The following is a 20997-nucleotide window of genomic DNA, read 5'->3' as shown; positions in this document are numbered from 1 at the left end:
ATTATACGCAAATGTAGATTATTATTTTAAATAAACAATTTATTTTGTGTAAAAATTACGCAAACTTTATTTCGAAGTGAAAACCTTTGTTAATTAAATCACTATATTTCAATTGATTAAACCGAAAAAGCTTTGCCGGTCTTCCGTTTTTTATGGGCGAAAAATGATCTGTCTGATCTAAAAAACCATAACTAAGGATTTTTTTTCTGAAGTTACGTCGGTCAATTTCTTTCTCTAAAATAGTACAATAGAGATTTTCTAAATCTGAGAACAAAAATTCCTCAGGCAATAAATCGAAACCAATTGGTTCGTAAGTTAGTTTTGCCTTTAGTCTCGCGATTGCTTTTTCGATAATTAAATTATGGTCAAAAGCCAAAGAAGGAATTTCATCTATTTTGCACCATTGTACCCTTTCAGCATCTGTATCTGCTTTGATTTCTAAATTCGAAGCTTCGACTAAAGCATAATAAGCAACTGAAATAACACGGTTTCTGGAATCTCTGTGAATATCATCTCCAAAAGTGTACAATTGCTCCATAAAAGTCAACTGAACATTGGTTTCTTCATGAAGTTCTCTAATTACGGCATTACTTAATGATTCGTCTTCTTTTACCAAACCACCGGGCAAAGCCCAATATTTATCAGCAGAACCAAACTTTTGCTCAATTAAAAGCACGTACAAATTGTTGTTTTTATAGCCAAAAACAATGGCATCAACAGCAACTCTAATATTTTGTAAATTTTCCATAACTTAAAAAAGGGTTTGCCACGAATCGCACTAATTTTCACGAATTAATATTCAATTGATCAGCAAAAAATTTGTGGCTAAAAAAATTATAATCTATTCCCTAAAAACAATTTTAACTCTTTTGTAATAGTATCAAAAAAAGAACTTAAGTTATTGTTTTTAGCGGTTAATAAATATACGTATTCCTCTGGAACGTGAAAACTATTCCAAAGCAATTGCAGCTTATTTTCTTTAATATGCTTTCTCGCATTACAATTCCAGGTTATGGCTACTCCTGAATTTTTTGACAGTATTTCGAGCATTTCAGATTCTGACGGAATAATATAATTAGGTACCATCGAGGGTCTTTTTTTATTGAAAGCGTGGAGCCAAAATATTTTTATATGCGAGATTCTGGCATCATGACAATACCATTTTTGTTCGTTCAGCCATTGTTCTGTTTCTGTAAAATTATCTGCTTTTAATTTCTGACGAAATTCTGTTGCTTCTAAATTCATAGATGCGACCATTACCAATTTAATTTTTCCAACGATCTCCTGAATCGTGTCAAATGTGTCAAATCTTTTGGTCATGATGGCGAAATCGAGTTTTTTAGCATCCACTAATGCAAAAAGGGCATCATTATCTGCGAAGGTAAAATCGATAAAATCAAAGCTGGTAATTAAAACGCTTCCCAAACTATCAAACAGATCTTTTGAAACGCCAACAGATATTAACCGATTAGAATCCTGCGCTTTAGCCCGAAAACCATTTTCGACATTTTCTAACCGATCGAGGGCATCGATAATTAAATTATTGAGTAACTTAGCATATTCGGTTGCTTCGACCCCTTTCGATTTTCTATTAAATAACTTATAACCAACATGAGCTTCAAGCATGGAGATTTGCTGACTTACCGCTGGCTGACTCATAAACAATTCCTTTGCAGCAACTGAAAAATTACCGTTTTTATAAACAGATTTAAAAGTTCTGTACCATTCAAGATTGACCATGATATAAATATTTTTATAACAAACATAGTTTATTTTATTTTTACAAATATCACTTAAGCTGTAAATTTGATAAAAATTTAAAACTATGAAAAGAATAGCATTACTCGCAATTATAGCATTCGGAGCTTCTAACATTTCAGTTATGGCCCAAAAATCAAATAAAAAAGGTATGAAAAAAGTATTATTTGTTGTAACCAGTAACGATAAACTGGGCAATACAGGGGAGAAAACAGGATTTTGGTCAGAAGAATTAGCTGCACCTTATTATGAATTATTAGATCAGGGAGTCGAAATTACAATAGCAACTCCGCTTGGAGGTCAGCCTCCAATTGACCCGAAAAGTGCTGACCCGGCATCTGCAACAGAAGATACGAAACGTTTTGATACTGATAAGGTATTACAGGAAAAATTAAAACACACGCACAAGCTTTCGACGATTAACCAAAAAGATTACGATGCTGTTTTCTATCCTGGAGGTCATGGACCACTTTGGGATTTAGTAGAGGATAAAAACTCAATCGCCTTAATCGAGTCTTTCTATAATCATAAAAAACCTGTAGCTTTTGTTTGTCACGCTCCGGCAGTTTTGAAAAACGTAAAAGTAAATGGCGAATTTTTAGTAAAAGGTAAAAACGTAACCGGTTTTACAAATGAAGAGGAAGAAGCAGTTGGCTTAACCAAAGTTGTTCCGTTTTTATTAGAAGATGCTTTGACTCAAAATGGAGCTAAATTTTCTAAAGGACCAAACTGGGCGCCTTATGCTGTAGAAGATGGTCTTTTGATTACAGGACAAAACCCGGCATCGTCTAAATTAGTAGCCGGTAAATTATTGAAAAAATTGAAGTAAAAAGGTTCTAAGATTTTGAAAAATAGCGCTTATAAATTAATTAAAAGATAATAACAAACAGATGCTCAGATTCTTAGATATTGAGTAAGCAAAAAACTTAGTCCCATAGAAACTTAGCATCTTAGAAACTTAAAAAAGGTGCTAAGGCATTAAGGTTCTAAGTTGCTAAGTTTTGAATCACTTAAAAAAAACTTAGAGACGTAAGATCTCATTGAATATTAATAAAAAAGATGTTGGGTTACTAAGATCAGAAAACTTAGCTAATCAGCACAGAAACTCTAAAAAAAAATGCTAAACTTTGAATTATACAATCCTACGAATTTAATCTTCGGAAAAGGACAAATAGAAAAACTTTCGACTTTAGTACCAAAAGATGCTAAAATCTTATTGGCTTATGGTGGCGGAAGTATCTTTAAAAACGGAATTCACGAACAGGTAATCAACAATCTAAAAGGTTTTGATATTGTAGAATTTGGCGGAATCGAACCCAACCCTCATTTTGAAACTTTAATGAAAGCTGTTGAAGTGATTAAAGCAGAAAAAATCGATTTTATCCTTGCTGTTGGTGGCGGATCTGTTATTGATGGCGTGAAATTTATTTCGGCTGCTGTGAACTTTGACGGAAATCCGATTGATATTTTGCAAAAACGTTTGCTGATTAAGGATAATGCAATGCCTTTTGGAACTGTTTTGACTTTGCCGGCAACGGGAAGCGAGATGAATTCAGGAGCCGTGGTTACGATCCAGTCAACTCAGGAAAAACTGGCTTTTGGCGGAAGCGCAATGTTCCCAAAATTCTCTATTTGCGATCCTACGGTTATTGCCTCTTTACCAAAAAGACAATTGCAAAATGGTGTTGTCGATGCTTATACACACGTAATGGAACAATACTTAACTTATCCGCACGAAGGTTATTTGCAGGACCGAATCGCTGAAGGAATTCTACAAACTTTGATTGAAGTTGGACCTAAAGTGGTAGAAAACCCAACTGATTATGCTTTGGCTTCTAACTTTATGTGGAGCTGTACGATGGCATTAAACGGATTGATCCAGAAAGGTGTTCCGTCTGACTGGGCAACTCACATGATTGGTCATGAATTAACGGCGCTATACGGTATCGATCACGCAAGAACTTTAGCTATCGTAGGTCCAAGTTTATACAACGTGATGTTTGATACTAAAAAAGAGAAACTGGCACAATACGGAAGAAGAATTTTCAACCTAACCGGTTCTGATGAAGAAGTAGCCAGAGAAGCAATCGATAAAACGGTTGAGTTTTTCCATACTATGGGCATGGATACCAAACTTTCTCAATATGTAGACGATTACAGCAAAACAGCCGATTTTATCGTAAATCGTTTTGATGAAAGAGGCTGGAAAGGCTTGGGAGAAAAACAATTGATTACTTTAGATAAGGTAAAATCGATTGTTGAGATGAGTTACTAATAAATAGTATTCAGTCGCAGAATTTAGTCTCAGTTCACACTGAAAACTGTGACCGTAAACCGTAAAATAAAAAAAGGCGTTCTTGAATTTTCAGGAGCGCCTTTTTACAATACTAAAACAAAACTAACTAACTCAATTTTTGCTAAACTCATTAAAATTCTAATTTATAATAAGTTACAACGTAAGAGTTTTGTTTTTATTGTGTTAGTGACAAAAAAAAATTTGAGATTCAAACAATAGCTTTCAGGAAAGCTCTTATTTAAAGCTTTCATTTAATTTTTTTTCAAGGACGGAATTCAATTTTTTTACTTCTTCCCTAATATTTTTTATATCAATATTCTTCTTTTCTTCCAAAACTTTTCCGTCGAAAAATGATTTTAGATTATAGGAAGTACTGTTGCTTTTGACTACCAGAATTCCCATTTCGGGCTTTTTTAATTCATTAAATCTTAATCCAGTTAGTACATCGGCATTATCGCCTTTACCAAACATGGCTTCTATATTTTTGCTTGTCGAAAAATCCTGTGCTATCGAATTGAAATTTTCCTCTGTTGTTTTAGAGCTATTAACCGTTGATGCAAATATTTCGTAAAACATCTCTGATTCTCGTCGGCCTTCATAATCTGTTTCTTTAGAGTCTATAACTTTAGCTTTGATTATTTGGTCTGATTCATAATACATAATACTGCCCATTTGTTCCGGCATTTCATTGTCCAGGTCGATTGACGAACTTGACATTACGACTTTATCCCCTATAATTAATTGGCTTGTATATTTATCACCGATTTTTTCTCTCGTAATTCTCCCTTTTTGTTTTTTCTTAAATTCTGTTATTTCAATACTGTTGTTTTTCAGTTCAAAATGAAAACGATTAAAGTAATGCATCGCAAAAAGATCTACATCATAACTTTGTAAAACTCCATTTTTCCAATATTTCGAAATAAACTGGCGGTCTAATTTTATGTATTCTACGCCATCAATTATTTTTCCTTCTTTATAAGTCGATTTAATATCATAATACGGATGTTGGTATTTCTCCAGATTCTCCAGATAGTTGTTAGAATACTGATACTTTTTTATACCATTTTCATAATAATCAACATAATTAAATTCACGCTGCTCTGTAGAAAAATATCCTGAATAAGGTTGTTCGTTTTTATAAATTCCCTCATAAGAATCCTGAACTTTATCTGCAATCGTAAAGGAGCTATTCACTATTTTAGTGAGTTTTCCGTTGGTAAAACTCTTAGACTTGAGAATATCATTTTCATCTGTTCTTTCATATTTATTTCTATAAAAGATTTCATCGGTAATTGCTCCTTGTTTGTAGACTGTCGCAGTTTCGCCTTCTACTAATTTTCCATTGTAAGGCAAACCGTTTTTATATTCGATCTTTCCGGTAATTTCGCCGTTGCTATAAAAAATAGTTTCACCATCTACAATATCATTTACACAAGTATACGTTTCAATAATATTATCAATATTATAATTAAAGATTTTTTGCAGACCATTTTTCTTAAAGTCTGTAACCTGAATTAACTCATGCGTATCTTCACCCGTTTTTACAATAAAGGTTCCTTTATAGGGTTTGTTGTTTTTATAAATCCCTTTAGTAACAATACTGTCTTCATCGGTTTTTACGATGGCTTCTCCTTCTTTTAAGCCTTTTACATAATTCGAATTAATGATCAGACTTCCGGAAAAATTTTCATTAAAGTTACCTTCAAATGGTTCTCCGTCTTTATAGGTTCGTTTTTGCATTACAGTACCATTTTTATCATAAACAATCTCATCGTCCACTATTTTACCATTTATATATTTAGTAAATTCCTGAATTTTACCGTTGGGATAATATTTAATTTTTTCTCCTGATTTCTCTCGTCCTTTATAAGCTGTTTTCGATTTGATGGCGACTGCAAATTGATTCTGAACATAATATTCATACGCAATACCATTTGAAATGTTCCCACTATATTCTTCAAAATCAGCTTGCCCGATTGTTTGCAGTATTTTTCCCGTGACATCATAATTTACCTGTTTAAAACGATGCATCCGGTCATACTCAATATCGTACCAGGTTTCCTGCGCCAATTGTTTAGAATTAATCCAGAAGATCTTGCTCTTAATTATTTTCGTTATAACCTTTTTTTTAGTTCCGGCAGAATACTCAACTACAGGTGTCGCTTCGGTTAAAAGTTCATTTTCCTCATTAGCTTCACTTTCTGACTTATTGCTTCTGTAATCCTCCCAGTTTCTAACTTCTTCAAAATCTCCTTCAACAGGTTTTCCTTTACTGTATTTTCCTTTTATTAAAATGGTTCCGTCCTGATGATAGACAATGTGCTCTCCGTCTTTTTTACCCTTTTTATACGGAATCGTTTTAAGCCTTTTTCCATCTGGATAATAATATGTCAAGACTGAAGCAGCTGAATTATTATAAAACTGGTAGACAGATAAGTCAAAACCGTTTCCATCATACCAGACAATATCTCCAACATAACTATTTTCGTCGTTTTGAAAAGAATATCCTTGAAATTGAGGAGTTTTATTAAGGTAGAAATCTTCGATTAAAACCAGATCATCTAATTTTTTTGATGGATTAATTCTATAAAAAGAAGCCTTTGCCTTAGAAGTTTCTTTCCAATTTTTATCAAAATAAATGGGTTCTGCGTTTTGCGAGAAAGAAAGTCCGGTAGTGAATACCAAAATAAGGCTGAAAATTTTACTAGTCATATTTGAAAGAAATTTCATCAAAAATAATAATTTTTCATTCATTTCTCCTTTTTTGTGCAAAAGATTGTCCTCATTTATTAAAAATTAGTTTTTCTGTTTTAATGGCAAAAAAAACTTAACGTCTGTTTTGGAATTTTCTTAAATCAGATTTTGTATTATTACTACATTATTAAGTACTTTTGTTTTAAATTATTAAAATAATGAGCGAAAATTTAAAATTTGCAGTAATTGGAGGAGGAAGCTGGGCAACAGCAATTGCAAAGATGTTATGCGTGAATCTTTCAGAAATTGCTTGGTACATGCGTAATGATGCTGCGATAGAGCATATCCAGAAATACAAACACAATCCAAATTATTTAAGTTCAGTTGAATTTGACACTAAAAAACTTAAATTAACTAACAATATAAATGAAGCAATTGAATATGCCGATTATGTAATTTTCGCTATTCCGTCTGCTTTCTTAGATGCTGAACTAAAAAACTTAACGGTTTCTTTGGCTGATAAAATCATCTTTTCGGCTATTAAAGGAATTGTTCCTGAAACGAGTTTAATTGTTGGGGAGCATTTTCATATTCAATACGACATTCCTTATTACAATATTGGTGTTATTACTGGTCCTTGCCATGCAGAAGAAGTTGCTTTAGAAAGACTTTCGTATCTGACAATTGCTTGCGGTGATCCTGACAAAGCCAGTATTGTTGCTAAATCATTGTCCGGAAACTATATCAAAGCAAAAATTTCTGATGACATTATTGGTACTGAATATGCTGCTATGCTTAAGAATATATATGCCATTGCAGCCGGAATTGCACATGGTTTAGGTTATGGTGATAACTTTCAATCGGTTATGATGAGTAACGGAATTCGTGAGATGAAAAAATTCATTAAAAAAGTGCACAAAATGAAACGTAACATTAATGATTCAGCTTATTTAGGCGATTTATTAGTTACGGGATATTCTGTATTCTCAAGAAACAGAATGTTCGGAAACATGATTGGAAAAGGATATACAGTAAAAAGCGCCATGATGGAGATGAGTATGGTTGCTGAAGGTTATTATGCTACTAAAAGTGCCTACAAACTAAATCAGGGATATGGAGCTCATACTCCAATTATCGATGCAGTTTATGCAGTTCTATATGAAGGAAAAGATGCTAAATCTGTCTTTAAAAAACTAACAGAATCTTTGGATTAAGATATAGACTACTTTAATTTTTATAAAAAGAGTCAGGAAAATTAATTTTCTTGACTCTTTTTTTGTTTACCTACTTCTTAAAACCACAGAGCAACAAGAGAAAAACCACAAGAATTAACAAGAAATACTTTCTCTTATAATACATCAAACCTACATCTTACTCCAAAAAAAAGATCTCCTTGCTCTTACAAAACCTCCAAAACAACATTTTCCTGTTTATCAACGAGATACATCCAATTTTCAAAAACTTACCCTCTATCTTTTTCTCACAAATCACAGGTTTCACAATTCTACAATCCCTTATTTTTAGTTGCTTCGCACAAAATTATTGATACATTTGCGTTATTATTTTTATTGATTCTAATTAAAAACAATGCGTTCTATTTTACTATTCTTTCTAATTTCTACTTCTGTTTTTTCTCAAAGAGTGATAACGGGTAAAGTTATAGACAAGGAAACTTCCACAACGTTGTCGGGCGTTTTTATTCGTGATATGAAATCTGACAACTGGAGTATTTCCGATAAAAACGGAAAATTTATAATTACAATTCCTTATTTTGAAGATATAGAGCTTAATTTTTCGTTGTTAGGAAAAATGGAGTCTAATATCGTTTTAAAAAACAATGAAAACAATATTACCGTTTCTTTAGAAGATAATACACTTCGCCTTAAAGAAGTTGTGGTTACGGCTAATAAGGAAAGAAAATATTCTGAGTTGACATTGGGCACAAATGCCATTAATAACGTTCAGGCTTTCTCGCTCGATGATGTTTTACAGCAGCTTCCCGGGCAAACTACTACGAAATTTAATCTGAATGAGTTTAAAAATATTGTTTTCCGAACCGCATCAGAAACTTCACTTTCTTATGCAGCGAAAGCTTTTGGGACTTCTTTTGTAATGGATGATATCCCAATTTCCAACAACGAGAATATGCAGGCTTTTAATCCAAATTCAGGTTTAGCAAATGATTTTGGCACAAAAATCAACACTTTTACCAACACAAATAAAGGAGTTGATTTAAGAGAGATATCAACTAATAATATTGAGGAAATAAAAGTCATTCAGGGAATTGCTTCCGCCAAATACGGTGATATGACTTCTGGACTTGTTTTAATAACTACAAAGGTTGGAAATAGTCCGTACCGTGTTTCTGCATCGATAAGAGATGCAACATCACAGCTTAATTTAACCAAAGGGGTAAAACTCAATTCTAACAACGCAATGAATTTTGGCATTAACTATCTGGATGCCAAAGCTGATCCCAGAGATAATATTTTAAATTTTCAAAGGGTAAACGGAAGCATATCCTGGCAGTATAAAAACAACGATGCTACTATAAAAAACACAGTAAACACTTCTTTTAGAATGAATCTGGATGATGCAAAAAGTGATCCTGATGATATTACGGCTGTTGTAGTAAAAAACGAAAAGCAAGGTTTTTCTCTATCGAATAATTTAATGTGGAAGCCTAAAAATTTATGGGTTGATGGAATTAACGTAAACGCGGGTTTGAGTTATGACCGACAGTTTAGCCGTAGAGAAAGATGGCTTAACACCTATACTTCTGCTGCAACTGATAGTCGTGAGGAAGGCATACATGAAGCTATCATTGTTCCTTCGCAGTACACGAGTATTAACACTGTAGAAGGCATTCCTATCTCGACATTTTTAACACTGGAAACGACAAAAACTTTGACCAACAAAAACAATTGGATCCATAGTCTTGTTTTTGGAATTTCGAACAGAATGAGTGCCAATAAAGGAGAAGGAAGAAAAAATGCTGCCACCGGATTAGTTAACTATTACACACTTGGAAAAGAGGGATCCGGCACTCTTGCCTATAGAGATTATGACTTTGGTCAAACAAAAACAGAATATCAGACATCTGCTTACCTGGAGGACAGAATATTTAAAAATTTTGAAAACGATCGACTTTTAAATATTGACTTCGGTTTACGCTTTGACAACCAGATGGGAAGTGTTTCTTTACAGCCCCGTTTAAATTCATCTTATACGCTCAACAAAATAGTCAGATTACGGGCCGGAGGAGGAATATCCTCAAAAGCACCCTCCTTAAACCAGTTGTACACAGGCGAACGCTATTTTGATAAATTGGTAGGAAGCGGCATTTATACTTATCCCGGAATTTATCAAAAGGCCTGGATACAAACTATTATCACTCCGGGAGATAATTTAAACTTAAAACCCAGTAAATCGTATCGAACAGAGCTTGGTTTAGATATTAAACTGCCTTTTGCTTCTGTTAATTTCACAGGGTACTACAACAAACTCTTTAATGGTTTTTCTGGTCAGCAGGTTCCGGTTTATAAAATAATTCCAAAAGCAGAGGTCATCGTTACAGGAACTGAGATTCCAACTTATAAAATTAATGGAACTGAGAAGTTTTACTACATGAGCAATGCAATAACAAACAACAGCAGCTCAGAGGATAAAGGTTTGGAAACGACCATCAATTTCAAAAAAATAAAGGCGCTTAATCTGGATATAAGTATGAATGCTTCTTATACCTCGACAAAAGATTTTTCAGACGCAAAAGAATATTACCCTTCCTCTAGTCTTCTTTCATCTGAACTATACGGCGTATATGATAAAAAAAACTATTGGATGGATAATTTTACAGCGAGTTTTAATTTTAATTATCATATTCCGGCTGTTGGTTTGCTTGTTTCTGTGAGAAGTGAACACGTTTTATTAAGAAATTCCAAATCACCTACCGGTAATTTTTTAAACGGTTATTTAGACACTGAACTTGTGTATCATGAAATTCCGCTCGAAGACAGAACAAATATTCAGCAATACGCACATCTTATAAGAGATCCCGGCCAAACGCAGAGCAAACTTCAAAACGTTCTTCATAATTTTCATTTGAGAGTTTCCAAGGATTTTTTAAATGGTTTTAGTGTTTCGCTTTATTCTACCAACTTTTTAAATCTCAAGCCCTATTATTATGACACAAGCGGCCTGAAGGTATTATCTAATATTGCCCCGCTCACATTTGGAGCAAGTCTTAATTATCAATTTTAAACTAAATATATACCATGAAAAAAACATTCCTTATTACTATAACTTTCATGTTAGGATTACTGATTCAGTCCTGCAGCAATAACGATGACGAGGCATTAAAACCTGTAAATCTTACCATAACAATTAAATACGATGAGACATTTAATAATCTTGCAGTAAAAAAATCAACTGTTCTTATCGTAAATAACGAAACAGGAAATAAATACACTGTAGAAAGCGACAATAATGGTACTGCACAATTCAATCAGATTTTGCCTGGTGTCTATTCTGTTTCTGCAACAAAAGTGATGCATACTGATGAGTTTACAGCAACTTTTGGCTATACGCCAACTGAAGCCGAAGTTAATTTTAATGGTGCCGCGGCAAGCTTAGTGGTAAACACAGAAACTGCTCCAATAAATATTACACTGAAAACGTCAAAAGTGGGTGACTTTGTGATTAAGCAAATTTACTATGGTGGTTCTGACACTAAAAAAGGGGCTGTTTTTAGAGATCAGTTTATTGAAATTTACAACAATTCAAACGCAGTACAATATGCTGACGGATTGTATATCGCACAATTATATGGTACGAATGTTACAACAGTATTTGCTTATACACTATCTACAGGTCAATTTGACTGGAGCAAATCTGAAGAAATGACAATGGGTGATCCTGCAAATAAAGATTATGTATATGCTTCTAATGTTGTGCAAATTCCAGGAAACGGAACACAATACCCGGTACAGCCAGGAAAAAGCATTGTAATTGCACAAAATGCTATTAACCACCAATCGAACTATATCGACAATACAGGAAAATCTGTAAGTATATTAAATCCTGAATTAACTGTCGATTTAAGCAATGCTGATTTTGAAGCCTTTTTAGGTACTTCTGTAGGTGATCTTTATCAATTTGACATTCAAAATCCGGCAGTGCCAGATTTAGGAATTGCGTATTGGGGAAATGGAAACAATGATTTAATTCTGGATCCAAGCGGAAGACAGGCTTTTGCCATTTTTAATATGAATGCTATTGAGTTTTCAAGTCTAAAGAAATACAAAAACCCTAAAGGTGAGAAGAATGCATATTTACAGATTCCAATTACAAAACTTACAGACGGTGTTGAGCTTACAAAAGATCTAGGATCTGGTCTAGTACCCAAAAAGATGCCTGCACACATAGATGGAGGAAATACTTATTTACCAAGCGGCTCTTATTCTTCAAAATCTGTAATGAGAAAGACAAAAACAACAATTGGAGGAAGAATTATTTTACAAGACACCAATAACTCAACTAACGATTTTGTTGAAACAAAAGCAAATCCAAGAGGATTCAACTAAAATTTTCATTAATGAAAATCATAACTCCTACACTCATTAATACCACAAGTAATGCCCTGAAATATTGGGCATTACTTCTTTTCGTTATTATTAGTCATTTTTCAGTACAAGCTCAGGACAGTATCATTGTGACCAATCATCTTATTGATGCCCAGCTTAAAAATCAAATTTTTAAATATCCTATCAATTATACCAGGCAGTATATCAAAGATTTCACTTTTACAGAAGTATCATACGAGTACCAAAAAAATGAATTTGCCAGAAAACAGATAGCAAATGAAATTAATTCTTATCAGTTTTTGGCTCAGGGATATTATACAACAAAATCTAAATGGAATTTGTTTGGTAATTTATCTCTTAAAAAAACAGATGAAAAAGATTTGGGATGGGTACTTTCTGATGATCGTTCTGAAGACCACGAGGTTATTCTTCCTCATTATTTTTACGTTCCAAGAAAAGCCAACTGGACCAATCAGGAATATAAAATTAGCGGGGGAATTTCTAAGGATATTACAAATAAGATATCTATTGCTGCAAAACTTAATTACAATACCGGAAAATACAGTCGAAATCTGGATCCGAGGCCTGAAATTATTTCACGAAAAATTGGGGGAGAATTACAGCTGGGATATCAGTTCAAAGAAAACCATAACGTTTTTGCTCTGGCAGATTACTCAAGATCTGATAAAGATTTTTCATATAAATACAAGGATACACATTCAAATGTCGAAGGTAATCCGGAGACATATTTACGATTCAATACAGGATATGGCAGAATTATCAATTATTTCAAATCTAATTATTACAACAGTACACGATTTCTTTATAAGGATATTCAAAACAAACTTGGTTTAGGGTATAACTTTAGCAATAAGAACACCCGGTTCACTGTTTTATATTACAATCAGAAATCAGATAATACTTTCTATACTGACGTTTTTGACAACGAAGACAGTCAAAGACTGACTATTAAAACAACTACTAATCATGCTGAGCTATTTGCTTTGCATCAATGGGATAAAAAAGAGATCAAATCAACATTAAAATTTGACAAAAGCAACGCTCAAAATTACGATTTGAAAAACAATGGTTATAATTACAAAAACAGTTTAAATGCAATTAGTTGGTTAAGCTCCGTTTCGCAAAAAACAGGCTCACATATTGATTATTTATTTGGTTTGGATATCCTTTACCAGCAAAATCAGTACAGTGATATCATGGCGACAAATGATATTGAAATAAACTCACTTAATACAGGAATATTTGCAAGCAAAGATTTTTCATTCGGAAAAAGTAAATTAAACTCCACCGTAAGTTTTAATATGTATTTCCCGCTTCCGTCAAAATTAGAATATTATGATACTTCCGGCGGTACAAATGCAGCTTTTCTAAACGAGGTCATTATTCATGATTACGTCGTGAGTACAACAAATTATTTTGCTCCGGCAATACGATTAGAATACAGCTATCCTGTAAAAAACAACAAAACAGTGGTTTTCTTTACCAATTTTAAAGAAAAAATAGCACTAAAAAAACAAAATGACTACAATGCCACTATCAATACCAATAGTACCTATTGGATTCAGTGTGGTGTACAATTAAATTATTAAAAATGAAAACAAAGTTTATTGCCATTGGGGTAATGGTACTATCACTTATTATCGTTTCTTATACTAAGATTAACCCAACGCTTTCTATTTCTGAATTAAAAAAACTATACAGCAGCGGGGATTATCAAAAATGGCCAAAACCAGAAGTAGATTCTCTTGTTTATGCGCAAGGTTTTGAAGACATCGGCGTTTTAGGCCAACCTGAATTTCCTCAGGACAATCAATATACTGAGGAAAAAGCAGCATTAGGTAAAATCCTCTTTTTTGATCCCAGATTATCGAAATCAGGGCAGATTTCGTGTGCCAATTGCCATGATCCTGAACTCAATTGGGGAGACGCCAGAAGAGTTTCTTATGGAGAAGGAAGATTGCAAGGCATTAGAAATTCTCCTAGTTTAATGAATATCGCCTACGCGAAAGTTTTCTTTTGGGACGGAAGAGCAACAACGCTCGAAGATCAGGCGAGCTTTCCTATAAAGGATACTAAAGAAATGAACTTTCATATCGATTTAGCAACAAAAAGACTCAATAAGATAAAAGGCTACAAACCTTATTTTCAAAAGGCGTTTGGAAAAGAAAAACTATCTCAAACCGAAATTCTAAAAGCCATTGCTACTTTCGAAAGAACCTTAATAAGCCCAAAAAGCCGATTTGATAAGTTTGTCGCGGGAGATTCTACACAATTAAACAATAAAGAAGTCGAAGGTTTGCATTTATTCCGTACCAAAGCACGTTGTATCAATTGCCACAATACCGCTAATTTCTCTGATAATAAATTCCATAATATAGGTTTGACTTATTACGGAAGAGAATATGAGGATTTAGGAAGATATAACGTAACCGGAAGAGCTGAAAATGTAGGCGAATTTAAAACCCAATCTCTAAGAGGTGCTGCTCAAAATGGGCCTTATATGCACAATGGTTTGTTCCCGAATTTACGTGGCGTCCTGAATATGTACAATGCCGGAATGCCACAACCCAAACGAAAAGAAAGCCAGGAGAATGATACTTTGTTCCCAACAACTTCGAGATTAATCCAAAAATTACAATTGAAACAATCAGAGGTTAATGCGCTTGAAGCTTTTATTACAAGCTTGTCAACCGGAGCTTATAAAATGAGACCACCTGAATTACCGAAGTAATTTTTAGTTTTCAGTTGCAGTAAACAGTTACCGTTTTCAGTGGCATTATTTAGATTTTAAACAATAAAAAAGAGTCCGAAAAATAAATTTTCCGGACTCTTTTTATTTAAATTATTCCAACTTTATAAGCTATGATAAAAATTGAGACTGAGACTGAGAACTAACCTACTTGACCATCACGCCTTCAACAAACAAAATTGGCACTTCTTCAGTATCATTTTCATTGATTAGGTTTGATTTGAAGATGAATTTCTTATCGAATAGTTTATTGTCGATAAAGAAAGTTACCATGAATTCGTTATTTAAAGCTAACAAACTCTTTTCGACCATTTCGATTTTTACTACAGAAACTGCCGGAACCTCTACAAAGGCATGACGAAGAACTGATGTTTTTTTCATTTCGCCATCGATAGTCCCAAATGCTTTAGAGACTACCATTACGCTGTCTAAATTAAAGTCGCTGTCGTTTACAAGATAGGCGTACCACACTTTCTCCATAAAATCGTCGCTCCATTCCTGAACAGCGGCAAGAAATACGTTTTCTACTTCGGGGATTGTTATATCTGCTTTCATATGTGTCAAAAATTTAAAAGTCAAAAGTCATAAAGTCGAAAGTCATAAAGCCAATACTATGAGACTTTCAACTTTCGACTTTATGACTTTCGACTTAAATTATATATTTGCTTTGAATTGCTCTAAGAAACGAACGTCGTTTTCGTAAAACATACGAATATCACCAATTTGGTATAATAACATTGCGATACGCTCTACTCCCATTCCGAAGGCAAAACCATTAAATTCGTCCGGATTGATATCGCAATTTTTAAGAACGTTTGGATCAACCATTCCGCAGCCTCCAATTTCTAACCAACCAGTTCCTTTTGTGATACGGTAATCGGTTTCGGTTTTTAAACCCCAATAAATATCAATTTCGGCACTTGGTTCTGTAAACGGGAAATATGACGGACGTAAACGAATCTTTGATTTTCCGAACATTTCTTTAGTAAAATAAAGCAATGTTTGTTTTAAATCAGCAAACGATACGTCTTTGTCAATATACAATCCTTCTACCTGATGGAAGATACAGTGCGAACGTGACGAAATTGCTTCGTTACGAAATACACGTCCCGGAGAAATAGTACGAATTGGTGGTTTGTGATTTTCCATATAACGCACCTGAACAGATGATGTATGCGTACGCAACAAAACGTCAGGATTGGTCTGAATGAAAAATGTATCCTGCATATCACGCGCCGGATGGTATTCCGGTAAGTTTAATGCGGTAAAATTATGCCAGTCGTCTTCGATTTCCGGACCTTCGGAAACGTTGAAGCCAATGTTGGCAAAAATATCTATAATCTGATTTTTAACGATCGAAATTGGGTGACGGGAACCAATAATTACCGGTTCAGCAGCACGTGTCAAATCGCCAAAAATTCCTTTTACTTCTTCTTTACTTTCCAGTTCTTCCTGAATAACTCTTACTTTTTCTTCAGCAACAGCTTTTAAAGTATTTATTACTTGTCCGAAGTCTTTTTTCTGGTCGTTTGGGATATTCTTGAACTCTGTAAAAAGTTCTTTCAACAATCCTTTACTGCCTAAATACTTAATACGGAATTGCTCTAAGGATTCTTTATTTTTATCATTAAAGGCTTTAGCTTCCTCTATATGTTGTTTTATCTTATCTATCATCGATCTTACTTTGAAGGTGCAAATTTAAGGATTTTAGTTGAAAGTCTTTAGTCTGAGTTGCAGTTTTCATTGCTAACTCAGGTAAATTCTGAAAACTGTGACTGGAACCTATTCTATAAGTTCTCTTTCTAAAAAATAATTTACAATCGCCTCTTTCATCAAAACCGATTGTTCTCCTGCTCTTAATGATGGCAATTCTTCTTTTACCTTGTAATGTGGCCATCCTTCTGCATCAAAAAAGTCGAATTCATAAAACCCATAAGGCTCTAATAATCGGCAAATAGCAATGTGCATCAGGTTTAATTTTTCGTCTTTTTTGAATTCACGGTGTATTTTTCCGAGTTCCTGAACTCCAATTAGGTAAATTATGGCATCTAGATCTAAATCTTCTCCTTGCGAAAACTGATTAGATAGTATATCGACGAGCTTTTCCCATCGTTCTTTTAGTTGTGTATCTCTGGACATTTTAATTGTGTTTGTGGATTTTAGTCCCGAAGTTATCGGGAGATTCTAGACTGAAGCATGATTTAAAGGTTATTTAAATCTGAGTTTATCAATCTTAACTTTAAAAATTATTATGGCAAAGATAGGAAGTTCAAGTACAAAGACCTAAAATTAAAGATTTCTCATACAGTTATTTGTAAATGGTTCACGGATTATACGGATTTAATATATTAACGCAGGTTATAATTCTGTTGACAAACCCGACAGGTTTTAAAAACCTGTCGGGTTTAGGAACCTAAAGCCTTAAGAAAAGCAGATAATTCTTTTATATTTGCGCTTTAATTAAACAAACAGAAAACATGAGTTTTTTTGATATTATTGTTGGTGCTCTTTTGGCTTTTAGTTTATACAAAGGAATCCAAAATGGTCTTTTTGTAGAAGTTGCTTCTTTTATTTCTTTATTATTGGGAATTTATATTGCGATTAAATTCTCTTCTTTTATGAAGGAAGTGATTATGAAACACGTTTCATGGAATCCAAATACGATACAAATCACCGCTTTTATCCTGACTTTTATTCTGGTGGTAATTGGCGTTTATTTCCTTGCCAAAATCCTTACCGGAATTGCTGATTTTGCTTTCCTTGGATGGGCAAATAAACTGGGAGGGGGGTTCTTTAGAATCTTAAAAACGGTCCTGATTCTAAGTATATTCATTGCCCTTTTTGAGAAAATGAACTTCAATGAAACTTTTGCCAAAAAAGAAACTTTCGATAAATATTTCTTTTATAATCCGATAAAAAAAGTAGCTGCTTTCGTTTATCCTTCTATCGAAAAATGGTATGATGTTTTTAAAGAAGAACATGCTAAAACTTCTGAAGAGAAGTCTAATGAAAATGCTGAGAATAAAAAAGAATAATTGAATTGTCAGGCGGAGTCGAAGCCCGTTCCTATAATCAAGCCTTCGACTTCGCTCAGGATGACATTCGTTTTTTAATGCAAAACCCGACAGGTTTTTCAACCTATCGGGTTTGACAAAGATTGAGTTTAGAACTATTTTACCAGTTAACTTCTAATTTTTCTCCTTTTTTCAACGTGATATTCTGTTTTTTATCTCCATTAATTAAAGTTGTTTTTCCTCCTCTTTTAGAAAAAATCGTAACTTTCTTCAGGGTCTTATTCTCCCAGTTCATTTCGATTTCAAATCCGCCGCGGGCGCAGATTCCTTTTACTGAACCAGTTTCCCAAGCGTCTGGTAAAGCGGGCAATAATCTGATTTCGTTTTCATCTGACTGAACGAGCATTTCTGCAACGGCTGCGGCTCCGCCAAAATTTCCGTCGATTTGAAAGGGCGGATGTGCGTCGAATAAATTCGGATACGTTCCTCCTCCTCTTCTTGGTTTCTCGGTTTTCTTTCCGTCCGGATCAACATATCTTAATAATTCGCGGAACATTTTATAGGCACGATTTCCGTCCCAAAGCCTTGCCCAAAGATTGATTCTCCAACCTTTTGACCAACCTGTCGTTTCATCACCTTTTATTTCTAATGTCTTTTTTGAAGCTTCGGCTAAATCTGGTGTTTTTTCCGGTGTAATATGATCGCCAGGAAAAAGTCCGAATAATTGTGATTGATGACGGTGTTTTGGATCTTCGTCATTCCAGTCAAAATACCATTCTTGCAGATTCCCTTTTTTACCAATTTGGTACGGATGGAATTTCGCAAGTGCCGTTTCCAGTTTCGATCTAAAATCAGCATCGGTATTTAATACTTTTGAAGCTTTTATTGTTTTATCAAAACATTCTCTAATCATGGCCAAATCTGCCGTTCCGCCATACATGGTTGCTCCAATAAATCCGTCTGGGGCAATGTATTTGTTTTCCGGAGAAGTGGATGGCGATGTAATTAGATTCCCATTTTTATCCGTAATCATCCAGCCTAAAAAGAATTGCGCCGCCCCTTTCATGATTGGATATCCTTCTTTTTTTAGATAATCTTTATCCTGAGTAAAAATATAATGTTCCCAAATATGTGTACTCAACCAGGCTCCGGATAATGGCCAACACGCCCAACTTGGATCTTCTTTTCCAAATTGTCCCACCGGATTTGTCATTGCCCAAATATCAGAATTGTGAGCAGCAGCCCAACCTTCGTTAACACCATAAAAAGTCTTTGCCGTTACTTTTCCGGTTACCGAAAGATTTTTGATGAAGCTTAAAAGTGGTAAATGCATCTCTGAAAGATTGGTGTTTTCAGCCAGCCAGTAATTTTCTTCGAGATTGATATTCATGGTATAATTACTGCTCCATGGCGGGTTTAAATGCGGATTCCAAATGCCTTGTAAATTCGCTGGAACGCCCAAAGTTCTCGAAGAGCTGATTAGTAAATAACGTCCAAAATTGAAATAAAGAATTTCAAGGTTTTTATCTTCTTTACCATCAGCGTAGCGCAGTAAACGTTCGTTTGTAGGCAGATCCGGAGCAGTTGTTTTTCCCAGATCTAAAGTTACACGATTGTAGAATTTTTGATAATCAGCAACATGAGCTTCTTTTAATTGATCGAATGATTTTAAGTATGATTTATTCAGGTTTTGCAATGCAATTGATACATCATCTAATCCTTCATTTGCGGGATTTTTATCAAAACCATTAAAACTTGTGGCAACAGAAACGTAAATAATGGCTTCCGTCGCATCTTTTAAAGTTAACGTTTCTCTGGAGCTTGTAATTTTCCCGTCTGTTTTTTTGATTTGAATTAACGTTGTAAATCTTGTTCCTCTTTCGTTTATTTTTTCATATTTTGGCAAAATCGTATATCCTGCATTTTCATGCATTGGAGCAAATCCTTTCATTACCAAAATATTATTTCTTACTTCGACATTTGATTTTAGCAGACTCTTTAAATTAATATCAAAATTCAAACCTCCTTTTGCACTGCTTGTCAATTTGATTACCATGATTTGGTCCGGTGCCGAAACAAAATATTCACGGGTAAATTTTATACCGTTCATTTCGTAACTCACCTTTGATAGTGCTTTCGAAATATCGAGTTCTCTATAATAATTAACCGCTTTTCCTTTCTCGGAATTATTGATTTCTAATGTTCCTAAAGGTGCAAATGATTCGGAATTTTTGCCTTCGATCTTTTTGTTTAATTCGTCGGCTAGTTTGTAGTTTTCGTTTTTGAGCGCTTCGCGAATAGCCGGAATATTTTTATATGCTTCCGGATTCATATTGGCATTTACGGGTTCGCCTGACCAAAGTGTGGCATCGTTCAGATATATTTTATCTGAATTTGCGCCGCCAAAAACGGTTGCGCCCATTTTTCCATTTCCTAAAACCAAACTTTCCTCAAAAAATTCTGCAGGTTGATTGTACCATAAAACATGACTGGATTGCGCTGACATGTTTAGGCAGAAAGAGGTGAATAATAAAATAAAAAATGTCTTAATGAGATTTGACTTCATGTATTCTTTTGTTTGTTTATGATATCCTAACAGGTTTTTTCAACCTGTTAGGTATTATTATTATTCGCTCCAATATTACATTATCATACCTAACAGGTTGAAAAAAACTGTTAAGATATCGGAAAATCAGCTTTATATATTCTGATTTTTGGCTTCTTTTAACAATTATACCTAACAGGTTTTGGAAACCTGTTAGGATACGCAACCCCAATATGCGCGCGTGAGGGAGAGGATCTGGCTACCGAAGTAGCGCGGATAGCCCGATCTGATTATTATTTTTATCGCTAATATAAACATTCTGGAATTACCTATAATAT

Annotated in this window: 15 protein-coding genes; 8 read left to right on the top strand and 7 right to left on the bottom strand. The window is 34.2% G+C overall.

What is annotated here, in order from left to right; translation table 11 throughout:
• Positions 1-55 precede the first annotated feature (55 nt).
• Complete coding sequence (locus tag ACQKCJ_RS01875; protein WP_271334104.1) at positions 56-748, bottom strand: NUDIX hydrolase; 693 nt, start codon at positions 746-748, stop codon at positions 56-58.
• A gap of 86 nt (positions 749-834) precedes the next feature.
• A complete protein-coding gene (locus ACQKCJ_RS01870) occupies positions 835-1740 on the bottom strand; it encodes a LysR family transcriptional regulator (RefSeq protein ID WP_271334103.1) in 906 nt (301 codons plus the stop codon).
• Positions 1741-1825: 85 nt separating this feature from the next.
• On the opposite strand from ACQKCJ_RS01870, the gene ACQKCJ_RS01865 reads away from it, so the two are divergent.
• Together ACQKCJ_RS01865 and ACQKCJ_RS01860 are read left to right on the top strand one after the other, a co-directional pair.
• Positions 1826-2587, top strand: a complete 762-nt coding sequence (locus ACQKCJ_RS01865) for a type 1 glutamine amidotransferase domain-containing protein (protein WP_271334102.1) — start codon at positions 1826-1828, stop codon at positions 2585-2587.
• A 288-nt stretch (positions 2588-2875) separates the two neighbouring features.
• On the top strand, positions 2876-4033 hold the full coding sequence (locus tag ACQKCJ_RS01860; protein ID WP_427401231.1) for an iron-containing alcohol dehydrogenase: 1158 nt from the start codon (positions 2876-2878) through the stop codon (positions 4031-4033).
• Positions 4034-4288: 255 nt separating this feature from the next.
• Here ACQKCJ_RS01860 and ACQKCJ_RS01855 read toward each other — a convergent pair whose 3' ends face one another.
• Entirely contained in the window at positions 4289-6808 is a 2520-nt protein-coding gene (locus ACQKCJ_RS01855) for a toxin-antitoxin system YwqK family antitoxin (RefSeq protein ID WP_427401230.1), read from the bottom strand.
• Between the two features lie 158 nt (positions 6809-6966).
• On the opposite strand from ACQKCJ_RS01855, the gene ACQKCJ_RS01850 reads away from it, so the two are divergent.
• From ACQKCJ_RS01850 to ACQKCJ_RS01830, 5 genes are all read left to right on the top strand, one after another.
• A complete protein-coding gene (locus tag ACQKCJ_RS01850; RefSeq protein ID WP_271334099.1) occupies positions 6967-7962 on the top strand; it encodes an NAD(P)H-dependent glycerol-3-phosphate dehydrogenase in 996 nt (331 codons plus the stop codon).
• A 373-nt stretch (positions 7963-8335) separates the two neighbouring features.
• A complete protein-coding gene (locus ACQKCJ_RS01845) occupies positions 8336-11008 on the top strand; it encodes a TonB-dependent receptor (RefSeq protein ID WP_427401229.1) in 2673 nt (890 codons plus the stop codon).
• Between the two features lie 14 nt (positions 11009-11022).
• Positions 11023-12330, top strand: a complete 1308-nt coding sequence (locus ACQKCJ_RS01840) for a DUF4876 domain-containing protein (RefSeq protein WP_427401228.1) — start codon at positions 11023-11025, stop codon at positions 12328-12330.
• An 11-nt stretch (positions 12331-12341) separates the two neighbouring features.
• Positions 12342-13940, top strand: a complete 1599-nt coding sequence (locus ACQKCJ_RS01835) for a DUF6850 family outer membrane beta-barrel protein (protein ID WP_427401227.1) — start codon at positions 12342-12344, stop codon at positions 13938-13940.
• A gap of 2 nt (positions 13941-13942) precedes the next feature.
• Entirely contained in the window at positions 13943-15082 is a 1140-nt protein-coding gene (locus tag ACQKCJ_RS01830; protein WP_427401226.1) for a cytochrome-c peroxidase, read from the top strand.
• A 165-nt stretch (positions 15083-15247) separates the two neighbouring features.
• Here the strand turns inward: ACQKCJ_RS01830 and ACQKCJ_RS01825 are convergent, their stop codons facing one another.
• The 3 genes from ACQKCJ_RS01825 to ACQKCJ_RS01815 all read right to left on the bottom strand — a co-directional run bounded on the left by ACQKCJ_RS01825 (position 15248) and on the right by ACQKCJ_RS01815 (position 17239).
• A complete protein-coding gene (locus ACQKCJ_RS01825) occupies positions 15248-15655 on the bottom strand; it encodes a hypothetical protein (protein WP_427401225.1) in 408 nt (135 codons plus the stop codon).
• A gap of 99 nt (positions 15656-15754) precedes the next feature.
• Positions 15755-16774 (bottom strand): phenylalanine--tRNA ligase subunit alpha, encoded by a 1020-nt coding sequence (locus ACQKCJ_RS01820; RefSeq protein ID WP_131423455.1) that lies wholly within the window; start codon positions 16772-16774, stop codon positions 15755-15757.
• A gap of 108 nt (positions 16775-16882) precedes the next feature.
• Positions 16883-17239, bottom strand: a complete 357-nt coding sequence (locus ACQKCJ_RS01815; RefSeq protein ID WP_271334093.1) for a hypothetical protein — start codon at positions 17237-17239, stop codon at positions 16883-16885.
• Positions 17240-17577: 338 nt separating this feature from the next.
• Here ACQKCJ_RS01815 and ACQKCJ_RS01810 point away from each other — a divergent pair, with 338 nt between their 5' ends.
• Positions 17578-18135, top strand: a complete 558-nt coding sequence (locus ACQKCJ_RS01810) for a CvpA family protein (RefSeq protein ID WP_271334092.1) — start codon at positions 17578-17580, stop codon at positions 18133-18135.
• Between the two features lie 139 nt (positions 18136-18274).
• Here ACQKCJ_RS01810 and ACQKCJ_RS01805 read toward each other — a convergent pair whose 3' ends face one another.
• On the bottom strand, positions 18275-20620 hold the full coding sequence (locus ACQKCJ_RS01805; RefSeq protein WP_271334091.1) for a glycoside hydrolase family 95 protein: 2346 nt from the start codon (positions 20618-20620) through the stop codon (positions 18275-18277).
• Positions 20621-20997 lie beyond the last annotated feature (377 nt).

Origin of the sequence: Flavobacterium sp. NPDC079362 (assembly GCF_050267765.1) — a bacterium.
In the GTDB taxonomy this organism is placed as follows: domain Bacteria; phylum Bacteroidota; class Bacteroidia; order Flavobacteriales; family Flavobacteriaceae; genus Flavobacterium; species Flavobacterium azizsancarii.
The sequence above is the reverse complement of the archived record's forward strand: the minus strand, read 5'-3'. Positions and strand labels throughout refer to the sequence as shown.

What these genes read in the sequence shown, in the direction of transcription:
- ACQKCJ_RS01875 (WP_271334104.1), bottom strand. Translation starts at nt 748, where the DNA reads ATGGAAAATTTACAAAATATTAGAGTTGCTGTTGATGCCATTGTTTTT.
- ACQKCJ_RS01870 (WP_271334103.1), bottom strand. Translation starts at nt 1,740, where the DNA reads ATGGTCAATCTTGAATGGTACAGAACTTTTAAATCTGTTTATAAAAAC.
- ACQKCJ_RS01865 (WP_271334102.1), top strand. Translation starts at nt 1,826, where the DNA reads ATGAAAAGAATAGCATTACTCGCAATTATAGCATTCGGAGCTTCTAAC.
- ACQKCJ_RS01860 (WP_427401231.1), top strand. Translation starts at nt 2,876, where the DNA reads ATGCTAAACTTTGAATTATACAATCCTACGAATTTAATCTTCGGAAAA.
- ACQKCJ_RS01855 (WP_427401230.1), bottom strand. Translation starts at nt 6,808, where the DNA reads ATGAATGAAAAATTATTATTTTTGATGAAATTTCTTTCAAATATGACT.
- ACQKCJ_RS01850 (WP_271334099.1), top strand. Translation starts at nt 6,967, where the DNA reads ATGAGCGAAAATTTAAAATTTGCAGTAATTGGAGGAGGAAGCTGGGCA.
- ACQKCJ_RS01845 (WP_427401229.1), top strand. Translation starts at nt 8,336, where the DNA reads ATGCGTTCTATTTTACTATTCTTTCTAATTTCTACTTCTGTTTTTTCT.
- ACQKCJ_RS01840 (WP_427401228.1), top strand. Translation starts at nt 11,023, where the DNA reads ATGAAAAAAACATTCCTTATTACTATAACTTTCATGTTAGGATTACTG.
- ACQKCJ_RS01835 (WP_427401227.1), top strand. Translation starts at nt 12,342, where the DNA reads ATGAAAATCATAACTCCTACACTCATTAATACCACAAGTAATGCCCTG.
- ACQKCJ_RS01830 (WP_427401226.1), top strand. Translation starts at nt 13,943, where the DNA reads ATGAAAACAAAGTTTATTGCCATTGGGGTAATGGTACTATCACTTATT.
- ACQKCJ_RS01825 (WP_427401225.1), bottom strand. Translation starts at nt 15,655, where the DNA reads ATGAAAGCAGATATAACAATCCCCGAAGTAGAAAACGTATTTCTTGCC.
- ACQKCJ_RS01820 (WP_131423455.1), bottom strand. Translation starts at nt 16,774, where the DNA reads ATGATAGATAAGATAAAACAACATATAGAGGAAGCTAAAGCCTTTAAT.
- ACQKCJ_RS01815 (WP_271334093.1), bottom strand. Translation starts at nt 17,239, where the DNA reads ATGTCCAGAGATACACAACTAAAAGAACGATGGGAAAAGCTCGTCGAT.
- ACQKCJ_RS01810 (WP_271334092.1), top strand. Translation starts at nt 17,578, where the DNA reads ATGAGTTTTTTTGATATTATTGTTGGTGCTCTTTTGGCTTTTAGTTTA.
- ACQKCJ_RS01805 (WP_271334091.1), bottom strand. Translation starts at nt 20,620, where the DNA reads ATGTCAGCGCAATCCAGTCATGTTTTATGGTACAATCAACCTGCAGAA.